This is a genomic window from Pseudomonas palleroniana (assembly GCF_003031675.1).
Taxonomy (GTDB): domain Bacteria; phylum Pseudomonadota; class Gammaproteobacteria; order Pseudomonadales; family Pseudomonadaceae; genus Aquipseudomonas; species Aquipseudomonas palleroniana.
Genome location: NZ_PYWX01000042.1, coordinates 16132 through 29354 on the forward strand (window position 1 = coordinate 16132; position 13223 = coordinate 29354).

At 57.3% G+C, this 13223-nt stretch carries 14 protein-coding genes; 7 read left to right on the forward strand and 7 right to left on the reverse strand.

What is annotated here, in order from left to right; genetic code table 11:
- Nucleotides 1-5: 5 nt before the first annotated feature.
- Nucleotides 6-1352: a glutamine synthetase family protein gene (locus C9383_RS14560; RefSeq protein ID WP_090372067.1), complete on the reverse strand. Its 1347-nt coding sequence runs from the start codon at nucleotides 1350-1352 to the stop codon at nucleotides 6-8.
- Between the two features lie 11 nt (nucleotides 1353-1363).
- A complete protein-coding gene (locus tag C9383_RS14565) occupies nucleotides 1364-1921 on the reverse strand; it encodes a helix-turn-helix domain-containing protein (RefSeq protein ID WP_090372065.1) in 558 nt (185 codons plus the stop codon).
- On the opposite strand from C9383_RS14565, the gene C9383_RS14570 reads away from it, so the two are divergent.
- From C9383_RS14570 to C9383_RS14585, 4 genes are all read left to right on the forward strand, one after another.
- Nucleotides 1920-2333, forward strand: a complete 414-nt coding sequence (locus C9383_RS14570; protein WP_235863284.1) for a nuclear transport factor 2 family protein — start codon at nucleotides 1920-1922, stop codon at nucleotides 2331-2333. The genes C9383_RS14565 and C9383_RS14570 overlap by 2 nt on opposite strands.
- A gap of 226 nt (nucleotides 2334-2559) precedes the next feature.
- Nucleotides 2560-3018 carry an REP-associated tyrosine transposase gene (locus C9383_RS14575; RefSeq protein WP_090372062.1) on the forward strand — a complete coding sequence of 153 codons (459 nt, stop codon included), beginning with the start codon at nucleotides 2560-2562 and terminating at the stop codon, nucleotides 3016-3018.
- Between the two features lie 141 nt (nucleotides 3019-3159).
- Complete coding sequence (locus tag C9383_RS14580; RefSeq protein ID WP_090372059.1) at nucleotides 3160-3468, forward strand: RcnB family protein; 309 nt, start codon at nucleotides 3160-3162, stop codon at nucleotides 3466-3468.
- Between the two features lie 76 nt (nucleotides 3469-3544).
- On the forward strand, nucleotides 3545-4738 hold the full coding sequence (locus C9383_RS14585) for an MFS transporter (RefSeq protein WP_090372057.1): 1194 nt from the start codon (nucleotides 3545-3547) through the stop codon (nucleotides 4736-4738).
- Here the strand turns inward: C9383_RS14585 and C9383_RS14590 are convergent.
- Together C9383_RS14590 and C9383_RS14595 are read right to left on the reverse strand one after the other, a co-directional pair.
- Nucleotides 4701-4973, reverse strand: coding sequence for a DUF1652 domain-containing protein (locus tag C9383_RS14590; RefSeq protein WP_090372055.1), 273 nt, complete (start codon nucleotides 4971-4973; stop codon nucleotides 4701-4703). The genes C9383_RS14585 and C9383_RS14590 overlap by 38 nt on opposite strands.
- Before the next feature lie 102 nt (nucleotides 4974-5075).
- Entirely contained in the window at nucleotides 5076-6572 is a 1497-nt protein-coding gene (locus tag C9383_RS14595; protein WP_090372053.1) for a PAS domain S-box protein, read from the reverse strand.
- A gap of 175 nt (nucleotides 6573-6747) precedes the next feature.
- Between C9383_RS14595 and C9383_RS14600 the strand changes: the two genes are divergently transcribed.
- Both C9383_RS14600 and C9383_RS14605 read left to right on the forward strand, forming a co-directional pair.
- Nucleotides 6748-7716, forward strand: coding sequence for a hypothetical protein (locus C9383_RS14600; RefSeq protein ID WP_090372051.1), 969 nt, complete (start codon nucleotides 6748-6750; stop codon nucleotides 7714-7716).
- A gap of 78 nt (nucleotides 7717-7794) precedes the next feature.
- Nucleotides 7795-8415, forward strand: coding sequence for a transglycosylase SLT domain-containing protein (locus tag C9383_RS14605; protein WP_060756436.1), 621 nt, complete (start codon nucleotides 7795-7797; stop codon nucleotides 8413-8415).
- Nucleotides 8416-8476: 61 nt separating this feature from the next.
- Here C9383_RS14605 and C9383_RS14610 read toward each other — a convergent pair whose 3' ends face one another.
- From C9383_RS14610 to C9383_RS14620, 3 genes are all read right to left on the reverse strand, one after another.
- Complete coding sequence (locus C9383_RS14610; RefSeq protein WP_162843539.1) at nucleotides 8477-9643, reverse strand: hypothetical protein; 1167 nt, start codon at nucleotides 9641-9643, stop codon at nucleotides 8477-8479.
- A 14-nt stretch (nucleotides 9644-9657) separates the two neighbouring features.
- A complete protein-coding gene (locus C9383_RS14615) occupies nucleotides 9658-10545 on the reverse strand; it encodes a nitrilase family protein (RefSeq protein ID WP_090372049.1) in 888 nt (295 codons plus the stop codon).
- A 103-nt stretch (nucleotides 10546-10648) separates the two neighbouring features.
- The gene (locus tag C9383_RS14620; protein WP_090372047.1) at nucleotides 10649-12610 is read right to left on the reverse strand and encodes an FAD-dependent oxidoreductase; all 1962 of its coding nucleotides are present in this window, start codon (nucleotides 12608-12610) and stop codon (nucleotides 10649-10651) included.
- Between the two features lie 259 nt (nucleotides 12611-12869).
- Here C9383_RS14620 and C9383_RS14625 point away from each other — a divergent pair, with 259 nt between their 5' ends.
- Nucleotides 12870-13214: an FKBP-type peptidyl-prolyl cis-trans isomerase gene (locus tag C9383_RS14625; RefSeq protein ID WP_090372045.1), complete on the forward strand. Its 345-nt coding sequence runs from the start codon at nucleotides 12870-12872 to the stop codon at nucleotides 13212-13214.
- Nucleotides 13215-13223 lie beyond the last annotated feature (9 nt).

Sequence of the window (13223 nt, forward strand, 5' to 3'; positions counted from 1 at the left end):
GCGGTTCAGAGAAACCAGCGGTATTCCCGTGCCGCGATCTCTTGGTGGAAGGCCAAGTGATCCTGGCGTTTGTTTTCGCAATACACGTCGACGAATTCGCCGCCCAGCTTATCGCGCAATACCGGTTGGTGCTGCATGGCACGCACGGCGTCGAGCATTTCCAGGGGGAAGTCGGCGCCGCTGGTGCGGTCTTCGTTGAGCGGTGCGATGGGTTCGCGTTTGGCTTCAAGGCCATGCTCCAAACCGGCGAGGATGGCGGCCAGCACCAGATACGGGTTGGCATCGGCACTGGCCAGGCGATGCTCGATGCGCAGGTTGCGTGGGTCGGACTCGGGGATGCGCACACAGGCGTCACGGTCCTCAAAACCCCAACTGGCGCGGGTCGCCGCGTTGACCGTACCGCCCAGGCGGCGGAAGGCGTTGTGGTTGGGCGAGAAAATCGGCATGCAGTGCGGCAACAACTCCAGGCAACCGGCCACGGCATGGCGCAGCGGTTGTTGCTGGTGCGCCGCCAGCAGGTTGTTGCCCGCCGCGTCATACAGGCTCACATGGACGTGCATGCCACTGCCGGGATATTGCAGATAGGGCTTGGCCATGAAACTGGCGCGGTAACCGTGCTTGAGCGCCACGCCACGGGTGCTGCGGCAGAACAGGGCGGCCCAGTCGGCGGCGCGCAGGCCGTCGTCCAGATGGCCGAAGTTGATCTCGAACTGGCCGGGGCCGAGCTCGGCGGTGATCACTGTGATGTCGATGCCTTGGTCCTTGGCGGTCTGTGCCATGTCGTCCAGTACCTCGCTGAAGCGCGACAGGCGTTCGATATGCAGGTTGGGCTGGTCATCGGCGTCGTCGCTCAGCGGGTCGCGGGCAAATTGCGGCAGGCCGTTGTCGAGTTGCTTGTCGAACAGATAGAACTCCAGTTCGAACGCCACTACCGGGTGGATGCCCTTGTGTTGCAGGCGTTCCAGCACCTTGGCCAGCACTTCACGGGGTTCGAATTCGATGGGCGCTTCGGTGCCGTCGGAGGTGATCAGCATTTGGCCCAGTGGCTGTTTTTCCCAGGTCACGGGTTTGAGCGTACCCGGCACCAGGCGGCGGTTGGCATCCGGGTCGCCGTCGTTGAAGCAGTAGTCACCAATCTTGAACAACCCACCCTGAACGCCCAGCAGCACGGCGTTTTGCGGCAGCTTCAAGGGGCTGCCGGCGGCGACCTTTTCCAGCATCTCCACGGGGTAGCGTTTGCCGTAGAAGTGCCCGGGGATATCCAGGGCGATCAGGTCGACATAACGTACGTCGGGGTGGTTCTGGCGAAAGGTCCGGACTTCGGCCAGCAACGTCGAGCAATGGCTTTTCACGGGTGCAGCTCCTAGTTGTAAACCCACAGTACGCGGGCGGGCAGATCGGTCAGGTTGGCGTAGCGACAGTGGGCGAAACTGGCCAGGTGGAAGCTGTCGCCGGGGCCCAGGGTGACCGACTCGGCTTCGCCCTCCACCCACAGCGTCAATTGACCCTCCAGCACGAAGCCGGCCTGCTCGGCGCGGTCGCTCATGGTTTGTTCGCCGCTGTTGGCACCGGGTGCCAGCAGGCTGTCGAGCATCGAGAAGGCGCCGTTCATGCTGGGCGAAACCAGAATGTCGGTGATGCCATTGGCGTAATACACCGTACGCCGCTCGTTGGGACGGGTGACCCAGTCCACCGCCTTGGGTTTGGGCAGGCTGTAGAAGTAGGTGGTGGGCACGTCTAGGGCATGGCTGATGGCGGTCAGGTCGGCCACCGTCGGTCGCGACAGGCCACGTTCGACCTGGGACAGAAAACCCACCGAGCGCTCGATTTTTTGCGCGAGTTGGGCCAGGGTAAGTTTCTTGTGCTTGCGCAGGTCGTGGATGAGAGTGGCCAGGACGGCAAGTTCTTCTTGTGGGTTCATGAAATTTATGTCGAATAATTTCATGAAAAATTACAGGATTTATTTCATGCGAGCAATGGGGACGTTGGAAGCGCTTTTGTTCCAGTTGGAGCGGGAGCTGCAAGGCGGTGCCACCCGTTTGAATGCGGCGCGGCTGTCGCAGTTGCTGGCGGATGATTTCGTTGAGTTTGGTGCCAGCGGCCATGTGTGGGGTAGCAGGGCTCAGGTGATTGCCGGGTTGCAGGATGAAGTGTTTTGCGAACGCCGGATTACTGAGTTTGCGCTCAATCTCCTGAGCCAAGGCGTTGCGCTGGTGACTTATCGCTGCCACCGGGAAGGTGTGGGCGATTCGCTGCGCAGTTCGGTGTGGCGGGAGGAGGAAGGGCAGTGGCGGATGGTGTTTCATCAGGGCACACCCGCTGCGGCCCTATAGCACTCTGTGGCGAGGGCGTTTGCTTGCGCTGGGCAGCGAAGCTGCCCTCATCTATTTATTGTGTTCGTCCAGGCAGTTTGAGTTCGGGCTTTTTGGGGCTGCTGCGCAGCCCAGCGGGAGCAAGCTCCCTCGCCACAGGGGAAATATTGGGAAACTGTATTCAGCAAGGTGAGGCTGGGTGCCTGCTAGGTTGAATGAGGCACCCATTTAATCCAGGAGCGCAGGATTGCTTCAAAAACCCAATTCTCATCTGTTACGACGTGGTCGTTATTCAGAGTCTGGTCGTGCCTACTTGGTCACCTCTGTGGTTTATCAGCGCCGCCCGGTATTTACCAGCCTTCGCTTGGGGCGACTACTGGTTGCCGAACTCAAGCAAGCTCATGACCTCAATCTTGTTGATTCACTGGCATGGGTCATCATGCCGGACCATTTTCATTGGCTATTTGAACTGAGGAAGGCAGCGTTGCCCGAGGTGATGAGACGTGTGAAGTCGAGAAGCACATTGACCATTAATCGTGCTTGTCATACGCAAGGTGCTTTCTGGCAGAGTGGATACTATGATCGTGCGGTCCGCGCAGAAGAAGATCTTATCCGAATGGCTCGTTATGTCATTGCCAACCCTCTGCGAGCCGGCCTGGTCAAGCATATAGGCGACTACTCCCTTTGGGACGCCGCTTGGTTATGACGGCATGCCTTTGTGGCGAGGGAGCTTGCTCCCGCTGGGCAGCGAAGCTGCCCTGATCCATTTATCGCCGATTGCCGGTTGAATGTTCAGACCGGTAGGCGGTCGTAAGCTGGGTACGCATCATTCATTGAAGGAGTACCCATGAAGTCAAAAACCCTCGTTGCCTGCCTGCTGCTCACCGCCGGCCTGTCCACTGCCAGCTTCGTCGTGCAAGCCAGTGATGCTCCGCAGGAAACCGTGCAGCCTTCAAGCATCAACGCCCGTGACTTGAAGGAAGGCGACCGTGCCCCGGATATCCTGATGCGCAAGGAATCGGCGATCAGCAACTGGAAAAAACACGGTCTCAAGCAGCCTGAAGCCGACAGCCAGTGGGCGCGGGTCGGCGATAAATTCGTGTTGCTCAAGACCACCAACGGCACCATTCTCGAGATCACGCCCGTTAAAAAATGACCTCCCGTAACACCCTGCTCTTGCGTTAAGGTAACCGGCCCGACGGACCGCGTTACCTTCAAAGAAAGAGAGCAGGATGCTTGCCACAATAAGAAACTACCCCCGCACGGTTAACCTGTTGCTGTCCGCCACATTGATGCTGACGTTGGCCAAGGCAATCACCTTTCCCTACCTGGTCATTTACCTCACCAGCCGCTTTGGCCTCGATATCTCACAGGTTGGCCTGGTGATCGGCAGTTCGTTGATTGTCGGCTCGCTGCTCAGTGTCTACGGCGGCTTTCTGGTCGACCGCATCAACAGTTATCGCCTGCTGCTCGGCTTGAGCGCGCTGTTTGTACTGGGCTTTATCGGCACGGTGCTCGCGGGGAATATCTGGGCGTTCTACAGCTGCCTGATCCTGATCAACCTGGCCTATGCCGTGATCGATATTGCGGTCAAAGCCGGCTTCGCCAGCCTGTTGCCGGAAGACGCGCGCAGTGAAGTGTTTTCCATCAAGTACACCCTGACCAATATCGGTTATGCGATCGGGCCGGCGTTCGGGGCGGTAGTGGCCAAGCTGGATATCAGCCTGCCGTTTCTGCTGTCGGCGCTGTTGGGCGTCGGGTTTTTCCTGCTGTACTGGCGCTGGGGCGATCGCACGCTGACCAGCGTCGATGCCACGCAAAAACCCGTGCCGTTCATGGCCGTAGGCCGTGTGCTGCTGCGAGATCATCGCCTGGTGTGCTTTACCCTGGGCGGCGTACTCAGCGCCGTTGTGTTCGGCCAATTCACCGCCTGGCTGTCGCAGTACCTGGTCACCACCACGACGGCGCAATACACCTACACCGTGATCAGCGCCGTGCTCACCACCAATGCCGTGGGGGTTATCGCCTTGCAGTACGTGATCGGCCGGCGCATCTCGCACCGCTACCTGGGCCAGTGGCTGGTCGCCGGCTTGGGCATGTTCATGTTGGGCTTGATCGGCTTTGCGCTGGCCACCAGCGTGGTGTGGTGGGTAGTGGCGATGGCGGTATTTACCGTGGGGGAAATCATCGTGTTCCCGGCCGAGTACATGTTTATCGACCGGATCGCCCCGGACCACTTGCGTGGCATGTATTACGGGGCGCAGAACCTGTCCAACCTGGGCGCCGCGCTGGGGCCGGTGTTGTGCGGGCTGGTATTGGCCAACCTGCCGGCCCACACCCTGTTCTACATGCTGGGGGCGTTCATTGTCGGCGGTGGAGTGTTCTATTTCATTGGGGCGTCGTTGAAGGCAAATCATCCAGCGTAAGCTTGCCCACGTTGTTGCTTTCCAGCTCGTAGCGCAGCTCTTCGACCATCTTGGCGACTTCTTGCGGGGTCTGTAGTCGGTTGGTGCTGATCCCGGTGACCACCAAGTCAACCCGGCCCGTTGCGGCGTCGAAGACCTTGAGGGTCAGGGATGCGTCCCGGCACAGGGTGAATTCGCAGGTCAGTGGCGACAGGCCTTCTTCGATGCAGTTTCGCAATTGAGAGACGGTAAACATGCGGGTTCCTTCATGGCATCAATACGATGCCTTGAAGGTTATGGCTTAGCCTGGGCCGCAATAAGGTGAGTTCGCACTAGTCGCACTAGTGCATTTGCACTTTCATGGTTTATTTTTCAGGCGCAACTCACCGGCGAACAGCCCGCGTTCACGGGCCCAGACGATGGCTCCACTGCGGCTGTGCACCCCCAGTTTGGAATACACCGTGGCGACATGGTTACGCACGGTATTGGGCGCCAGTTTCAGGCGTGAGGCGATCTCCTTGTCGGCCAGCCCCTCGCAAATCAAGCCCAGTACATCGCGCTCTCGAGCGGTGAGGTCGGTAAAGGCCACGTTCGGCAAATTGGGGCTCTTGACGCTCTTGGCGTTGGCGAGCTTCTCGATCAGGGTCTGGCTGAACCAGGACGCGTCCTGCATCACTTCCTCGATCGCCGCGACGAGTTCAAGCTCGGTGCGCTTGCGTTCGGTGATGTTCATCAGCACCAGCAGGTAGCAGGGCACGTCCTGGATGATCACGGTGTCGGCGGAGGCCACGCAGTCGATCACTTCATTGCCTTTCTTGCGCACCTTGATGTCCTGGCCTTCCAGCCGACCGGCTTTTTCCAGGTTGGCAAACAGTTGCTCACTCGCTTGAGGGTTGTCGATAAAGTCGATTTCCTCAATGGCTTTGCCAATCAATTCCTCACTGGTATAGCCGGTGATATCCATGAAGGCTTCATTGATATCCACGACCTGGCGGTTGTCCGCGCTGCACATCAGGGTGGGTACGGGCGTCAGTCGGAACGACTTGGCGAAGCGCTCTTCACTCTGGCGCAAGGCAATTTCCGCCTTGCGTCGTGGCTCCAGGTCCATGAACGAAAAGAGCATGCAGTCTTCTTCGTTCATGTCCAGCGGCTGGCCGGCGACGATCACCAGTTTGCTACCCCCTTCAGGCAGCCGCAGTTCGGCCTGCATCTGCGGGATGGTCGAGCCTTCACCCAGACGCTGGATGGCCAGGTCCTTGCGCTCGGCCTGCTCCAGTACGTCCAGTTCATAGACGGATTTGCCGATGACCTGATCGCGGTTGTAGCCGGTCATCTCCAAAAAGCCTTGGTTGACCTTGATGTAGCGCAGGTCGCTCAAGCGGCAGATCACCGCCGGTGCCGGGTTGGCATTGAAGGTTTTTTCGAAGCGCTGCTCGGCGCTGGCCCATTCGGTGGCGTCGCTGAGGATCAGCACCAGCAGTTCGGGTTCATCGTGTGAGTCGGTGATGACCAGGCTGCGCAGGCGGTGTACCCAGGTTTTCTCCTCCTCTGCGCAGGGGGTGACTTCGACCATCACATCGCTGAACTCTTCGCCCGCCGCTGCACGAGCGAGGGGGTAGTTTTCCAGTTGCACCGGGTGGTTGTTGCGATAACGCAGGGCGAAGCGCTGCGCGTACTCCTGGGTATTGGCGCCCAATGCTACGACGGACTCCACACCGTGCATGCGCAGTGCGGCTTCGTTGGCCCAGAGAATGGTCTGGTCGACTTCGGCCAGAATCACACCGTCGGACAACCCGGAAATGATCTGCTGCAGTTGGCGACGGTTGGTTTCTTTGGCAAGAACGTCCCGGGTCATAGAATCTCCTTGGGTTTTGGGCGCATGGAAGTACGACATCCGGGCATCAGGATAGTGCAGAGCAATTCCCCATGCGGGGGTGCGAATGCACCAGGTGGCATGGTGCATTTGAACGAGGACGCCGGACAGCGCGCTCGCCAGACTGAAATGGTCAATCACTGTCAAAGGATCGAACATGACCACTGTCTATGAAACCCATCGTTCTGCATTTCGCGTGTCCTGGAGCTCTGTGCTGGCCGGTAGTGCAATTGCCCTGGTGACTTACCTGGTGCTCAGTGTGTTGGGCACTGCCATCGGCGCCAGTGCCATCGATCCGATGGAGGCGGGTAACCCGTTGCGGGGTTTTGGTACGGGCGCAGGTATCTGGTTGTTTGTCTCCACGCTGCTGGCAATTGCCGCTGGCGCGTTTGTGGCGGGGCGTACCGCACCGGATCGCGGTGGCTTGCACGGCGTACTCACCTGGACCTTGACCACCTTGTTCACCACTTGGCTGTTGGCGGCATTGGCCTCCGGCGTTGTGGGTACGGCGGGCAATGTAGTGGGCAAGGGCCTGTCCGCTGCCGGCAGTGGCATCGCCGCTGTGGCGCCGGGTATCAGTGATAGCGTCAAGCAGCAACTGGACGAGCAGGGCATCCACCTGGATTGGAACAGCCTGCAAAGTCAGCTCGACACTTTGCTCAAGCAAAGCGGTAAACCTGAACTGGACCCGGCCAACATTGAGCAGAAAGCCGATCAGGCGACGGCCGATGGCAAGCAATCGGCGACGGCTGCCGCTACGGACCCGACCCAGGCCGGCGATGCGTTGAAGCAGTGGTTCGATCGAGTCAAAGCCTCCGGCGAGCCTGCCTTGAATGCCGCGGATAAAGACGCGCTGATCAACATCGTTGCGGCCCGTACCGGCAAGAGCAAGGCTGAGGCCACCCAGATCGTCGACAATTATGCTCAGGCGTATCAACAAGCCGTGCAGAAGGTCGATGAGCTCAAGCAACAGGCCGAGCAAAAGGCTCGTGAGGCCGGTGAAGTGGCGGCCAAGCAAGTGTCCCGCGCAGCGTGGAGCACCTTGGCGATGCTGTTGCTGGGTGCTGCCTTGAGTTTCCTGGTAGGGCGCCTGGCACTGACAACGCGTCGCGTACCTTTGGCGTAAAGCTGTTTGCGGCAAGGACGCCGCTTCGCTGAACGCGTAAAATGCCGGCTTTTTACGCGTATCACACAAAGGTGCCCCTTGAGCGCAGGCAAAGCCGTCGGACTGTTGTTACTCACCTCACTGCTGGCGGCCTGCGGCACCTCGCCGCCACGCACACCCAATGATATCTGCGGCATCTTCCGCGAAAAGGACGACTGGTACGACGCCGCCAAAGTCACGCAAAAGCGCTGGGGCGTGCCGATCCAGGTACCGTTCGCCATCATGTACCAGGAGTCCGGCTTCCGGCAGGACGCCTTGGCCCCGCGTAAATATCTGCTCTGGATCATTCCCTGGGGCCGCGTCTCCACGGCCGCCGGCTACGCGCAGGCCAAAGATGAGGTGTGGAACGATTACCGCAAAAGCACCGGCCGCAGCGGCGCCAGCCGCCAGGACTTCGACGACGCGATCGACTTTGTCGGCTGGTACATGGACAAGACCTACACCATCAATGGCGTGTACAAATACGACGCCTACGGTCAATACCTGAACTACCACGAAGGATGGGGCGGCTACCGCCAACGCACCTACGCCGCCAAAGCCTGGCTGCCACCAGTGGCGAGCAAGGTGCAGGCACGCTCGCAGATGTATGCGGCGCAATATGCCGGGTGCAAGGATGATTTGGGGCGGGGGTTCTGGAGTCGGTTTTGGCGGTGGTTGTGAGGTCGAAATGTTTGGCTGCTCCCACGCTGTTCAATGTACAGCGTGGGAAAACCTCAGTGACTCAGGCTAACCAGCCCACCAGCGGCACCACCAGCAGCGTGCTTAGCGCCATCGCTATTACATTGCCGATATACGGATGAAAGTGCGGGGGCATTCGCCCAGCCATTGCGCAGGCCAGGGGCGGTGCAATCAGTGCGCCCAGTAAGGCACTTGAGCCGATCACCGTCCAACTGCCACCGTGTGCCAATACTGCCGCAGGCACCACCGATACCAGCGGAACGTAGGTTGGATACCAGCCCCGTTTGATCCATTGTTGCCGCCAGATCACCACACCCAGCGCGGATGTCAGGGCCTGCGCGCCGATCATATGCAACACCAGGCCCGACCCATAAGCCGGACTGAGCGGGTTAAGGGCGTATGCCAGTAGCACCCCGGCCAGCAGCCCAAGGCTGGCCAGCTCATTTCCGAAAAAGGGCGCTTCAGAGAAGTCCGCCAACACCCGGCGCAGGCTCCACACTACGCCATAAGTGGGTGGCTTGGCCGGCATGGGTCTGATGGGCGCGATGTAGTCCGACCGCACCAGTGCAGGCAGACGATGGCAAAGCAGGAACGCGATGACACTCCCAGTCGCCATGCCCAGCACATTGCCGATCACCACCGGTAAGCCCAGTGGCGTGCATACAAAGTTCACGATCAAGAGACACATCGGCGTAACCAGCAGTGCCCCTAATAACGCACTATTGAGCGTAACCTTCCAGCCTCCACCGAACATCAGCACCATCGCCGCCGGCAATGAGACGAAGGCTGCAAACGTCGGTTGCCATGTCTCGGAACTGACGCTCCACCCCCATAACAAGTTGCTCAGCAGTAGCCCCAGCAGTGAGCTGGTGACTAGCCAAGGCCATAGCCCGGTACCATAGGAAATGGAAAAACCTTGCCAGGTTTTCCCGCGCTTGCTTGCCCACCAAGCCAGGTAGGCGCCACCCAGCAAACCGAGCGAAGCAAGCTCGTGCTTGTAGAAGGCAACTTCACTGATGTCCCCGAGTATCCAGCGCAGCCAGGCAGCGGGATGGGGCAGGCTTTCGGTCATTTCGGCATAGCCCGGCCAAGACCCTTGATGACTCAGGGTGACCCAGAACACCAGCAATACGCTTATCAAACCCAGGATGAAGACCGTGGTATCGGCTCTCGATCGGACGAGTGTTGCCTTGGTAAATAACGTTTCCATGGGTGCCCCTCCGATCAGCGTGGCAGGGCAGGGTGTTGGCAATACCCGAGCATTTGATCGTAGAGGTCAGTGCGTCGGTCGCGTTGCAGGTCATTGAGGCTGTTCCAGATTGGCGCACTTCGGGCACTGGTGATATCGATGTCTGCGAACAGGATTTCCTGGCGATTGGGCGAAGCGACAGCGCCGATAGGCCAGCCATTGGTTCCTGCAATCAGCGAGCAACCGAGATAACGGGCATCGCGCTCTTCACCAATGCGGCTGGCAGCCGCGATAAATACGTTGTTCACATGGGCCGCGGTCATCGTCAGGTACGAGGCCATGCATTTGCCTGCGTCGTCGAATAACGGCGGTGGTGTCCAAACCCAATTATTCAGACTGCAAATGATATCGGCGCCTTGCTGGCTGAGAATGCGCGGTACTTCTGGAAACCAGATGTCCCAGCAGATCAGCAAACCGATGCGGCCGATGGGCGTTTCAAACACCGGAAAACCTGTATCTCCGGGGGAAAACCAGAGCTTTTCCAGGTTCCACAAATGAGCTTTGCGATATTTTCCGATAAACCCGTCGGGCCCTAACAGGACGGCTGTATTGAACAACCGCGTGTCGTCAATTTCGCTCAAGCCCGCAACCAGATACACCTGGTGCCTGCAGGCAAAATCAATCCACGCCCGCACACTGGCGCCGTCCGGTACCGTTTCGGCATGATCAAAGGCATCCTGGCGACTGCTGAAGAAGTACCCACAATTGGAAAGTTCGGGCAGTACGATCAGGTTGGCGCCGCCGTTCACGGCTTCGGTTGCCAATGCAAGACTTTGGTGCAGGTTGTTGGCGCGGTTGTCGATACCGACTTGAGGGTCAAGCTGGATGACCGCTACGCGGGCGGGGCTTATTGGTTCGCTCATGAAGATGACCTCTTATTGTTATACAACCAGGAAATGGTTGGGCGTTTATAAGAGGTGACAACTTGTTTGAATGAAAGTCGGATGGTTCCTACTGCGTAGTAGTCTATTTCTGTTGATTGAGTTGCGTTTTATACGCTGGATAGTTTTGAATGATAAAACCTCCATTAAAAAGCGCTTGGGTTTTGTTGCAGATGTGGATCACCGTATCAATCGCACCTCTGAAACAGGGTTCAGTCCAGCCGGCATCGACAGAAAAGGATTCACCGCAGAGATAAAGGTCCGATGTGTAAGAAAACTCTCTGTTGTATTTCATCAAGGTCACTGCCTCGTAGTAGGCGCCTGCACGATAGAGTTTTGCACAACCGAGTGAGTTTTTATTATTCATCCAGCGTTGGACTACCGCTTGTTCGCGGCCGATATAAGGTGATATTTTTTGTTTTATATTGCTTGATTTTAAAAGGATCCTGTCCAGTTCCTCTATGCACTTGTTCACAAGCTCCTTGTCGCTGAATATCGAAAGTTTTGTAGCGTCATCTTCCCATGTGTAGCTGAGCAGTATGCAGTCGTAGGTGTTGTTTTTGTTGTAGCGGTAGGTATAGACATCGTGGACCAAGCTATCGGTAACGATGGTTTGGGGAATGGTTTTGTTATGTGAGAGAAAAGACTTTTTAAGCGGAGCGTACACTTTGCAACTGGTTTCCCAGTGAGCGGCTTTGTAGGCCGCTACTATCTCGAATGGGAGCATTGTCTGATCGAAGTTTTCGAGAAGAATTTGTGTCTCTATCAGCCACGAAGGGAGCGTCATGACAACCGAGTCAGCGTCGATGAATTTCTTCTCCGTCTCATCTGGATGTGCGGCGTTCCAGTCATAGTAAACGCGTATTTGACCATTTTTAAGTTTTTTCAGTTTTGTCACTGAACTGCTGGTCAGCAAGCCGGAAGAACTCTTCATCAGGTATTCATACAATGATTCCTGGGTCTCGTCTGATTTTATGAATAAGAGAGATTCTGCGAGAGCGCCTAATCCTACGTACTTGGGTTTGTTAAAGTGAAGTCCGCTGGAGTCCACAGTTTCTGTAGCGTCCAAATAAGGCGAGGCTACCGGGGTTCCATCTGCGCTTACGCGTCCATGGATCAATTGCAGATGGCTGCTGAACCCAAATATCGCAGTGCGTAGGGGGTAAATTGAGCAAACGTCATAGAAGGCTCCCCAACTGCCATCACCGATTCCAATAGAGTAGAAAACAGCTGACTCCTGTGCGGTCATGCCCAGCCCGCCAAAATTGCCTGGATCGCTGGCCTGCCATCTATCAATAGCGGGCATTTTTACCAGGTCGCGAAATGAAATACCTTCGTATTTTTTGACGATGGAAGCCCACATATCATCCCAGTGTTCGCAGCCGTAATGCTCCGATACATGCACGGTCATTCGTTCAGCGAAAATCTTCCATTTTGCGAAGACAGCACCTAGGGTTTCACCCGGTGGTACTGTTTTTCCATCGGTGTTTTTCCATATAAGCAGGGTGGGCTCGATGTGGCCGTCTATGCTCCCTTCTCGTAGGTATATTCCAGTTGACCGAACGGCAGGACTGCCTGGGTTAGGGAAGTCTGAATGAACCAATTCAAATACGCTCGCATAATAAGCCATGAGTGAGCGCCCTTCTTTTGGGGGCTCATCGGACGTATTGAAAAAAGGCATTCTCATGGCGCCCATTTCAAAAGGCGGGCGGCCGAGGGTATTGCTATTGTTGCTCCCAAGGACTGTGAGATGCCTGCCGCCGATGCGCTTGGACTTTTCAATGAGCGTAATGTTTGTGAAGCCGCACCGATGTAGTTCTCGTGCGGTTGTTAAACCTGTAATGCCTGCCCCAATAATGCAGATTTTATGATGGTTTTGCGTGGCTTGTGCGATACCGTTTTTTTGCTCTACCAGTGCGCGATAGTCAAAGCACAAGTCTGGCGGGTTAGGGAATCTGGCTCTCCATTTATCATTGGGAGAGCGCTTTTTCCGATGATGCTTGTGGGCGATGTCGGCTGGATAGTTGAAGCTTGAGCCTATTGTCATTGTGAGGTTCGCTGATCAGATGATTGTCTGTTCATAGGTTGTCTTCAGTCGCTGGGACAAGAGAATAAGCAGGGAGTGATTTTTGGCTGGGGAAAATCGCGTTCTTTAGTAGGGAAACCGCAAACCGCCAACGTGACCCAGCGCCTTTTTGAGGTTTCCTGGTCACGAGCCGCTCGTTGAGCCGGCCGTTGCGCCCACTTGCCAAACCCCACCAATTCTGGGAAAACCCCCAACCTTTGCGCCGACAACGAGATTCCCCATGAGCACTGACGAACTTCAGATCACCGACATCCGCCCCGGCACCGGCAAGGCCGTCGTCAAGGGCGCGTTGATCACCACCCAATACACCGGCACCCTGGAGGATGGCACGGTGTTCGATTCGTCCTGGGAGCGCGGCAAACCGTTCCAGTGTGTGATCGGCACGGGCCGGGTGATCAAGGGCTGGGACCAGGGCCTGATGGGCATGCAGGTGGGCGGTGTGCGCACGTTGTTCGTGCCGGCGCACTTGGCGTATGGCGATCAATCAATGGGTGCGCATATCAAGCCCAACAGCAATCTGCGCTTTGAAATTGAATTGCTGGAAGTGCTCACGCGGGATGATTGAACGAGGATG

Bases quoted from the DNA above. Each gene is read 5' to 3' on its own strand.
- C9383_RS14580 (WP_090372059.1), top strand. From the start codon at position 3,160: ATGAAGTCAAAAACCCTCGTTGCCTGCCTGCTGCTCACCGCCGGCCTG.
- C9383_RS14615 (WP_090372049.1), bottom strand. From the start codon at position 10,545: ATGAGCGAACCAATAAGCCCCGCCCGCGTAGCGGTCATCCAGCTTGAC.
- C9383_RS14610 (WP_162843539.1), bottom strand. From the start codon at position 9,643: ATGGAAACGTTATTTACCAAGGCAACACTCGTCCGATCGAGAGCCGAT.
- C9383_RS14595 (WP_090372053.1), bottom strand. From the start codon at position 6,572: ATGACCCGGGACGTTCTTGCCAAAGAAACCAACCGTCGCCAACTGCAG.
- C9383_RS14570 (WP_235863284.1), top strand. From the start codon at position 1,920: ATGAAATTTATGTCGAATAATTTCATGAAAAATTACAGGATTTATTTC.
- C9383_RS14625 (WP_090372045.1), top strand. From the start codon at position 12,870: ATGAGCACTGACGAACTTCAGATCACCGACATCCGCCCCGGCACCGGC.
- C9383_RS14565 (WP_090372065.1), bottom strand. From the start codon at position 1,921: ATGAACCCACAAGAAGAACTTGCCGTCCTGGCCACTCTCATCCACGAC.
- C9383_RS14600 (WP_090372051.1), top strand. From the start codon at position 6,748: ATGACCACTGTCTATGAAACCCATCGTTCTGCATTTCGCGTGTCCTGG.
- C9383_RS14620 (WP_090372047.1), bottom strand. From the start codon at position 12,610: ATGACAATAGGCTCAAGCTTCAACTATCCAGCCGACATCGCCCACAAG.
- C9383_RS14590 (WP_090372055.1), bottom strand. From the start codon at position 4,973: ATGTTTACCGTCTCTCAATTGCGAAACTGCATCGAAGAAGGCCTGTCG.
- C9383_RS14585 (WP_090372057.1), top strand. From the start codon at position 3,545: ATGCTTGCCACAATAAGAAACTACCCCCGCACGGTTAACCTGTTGCTG.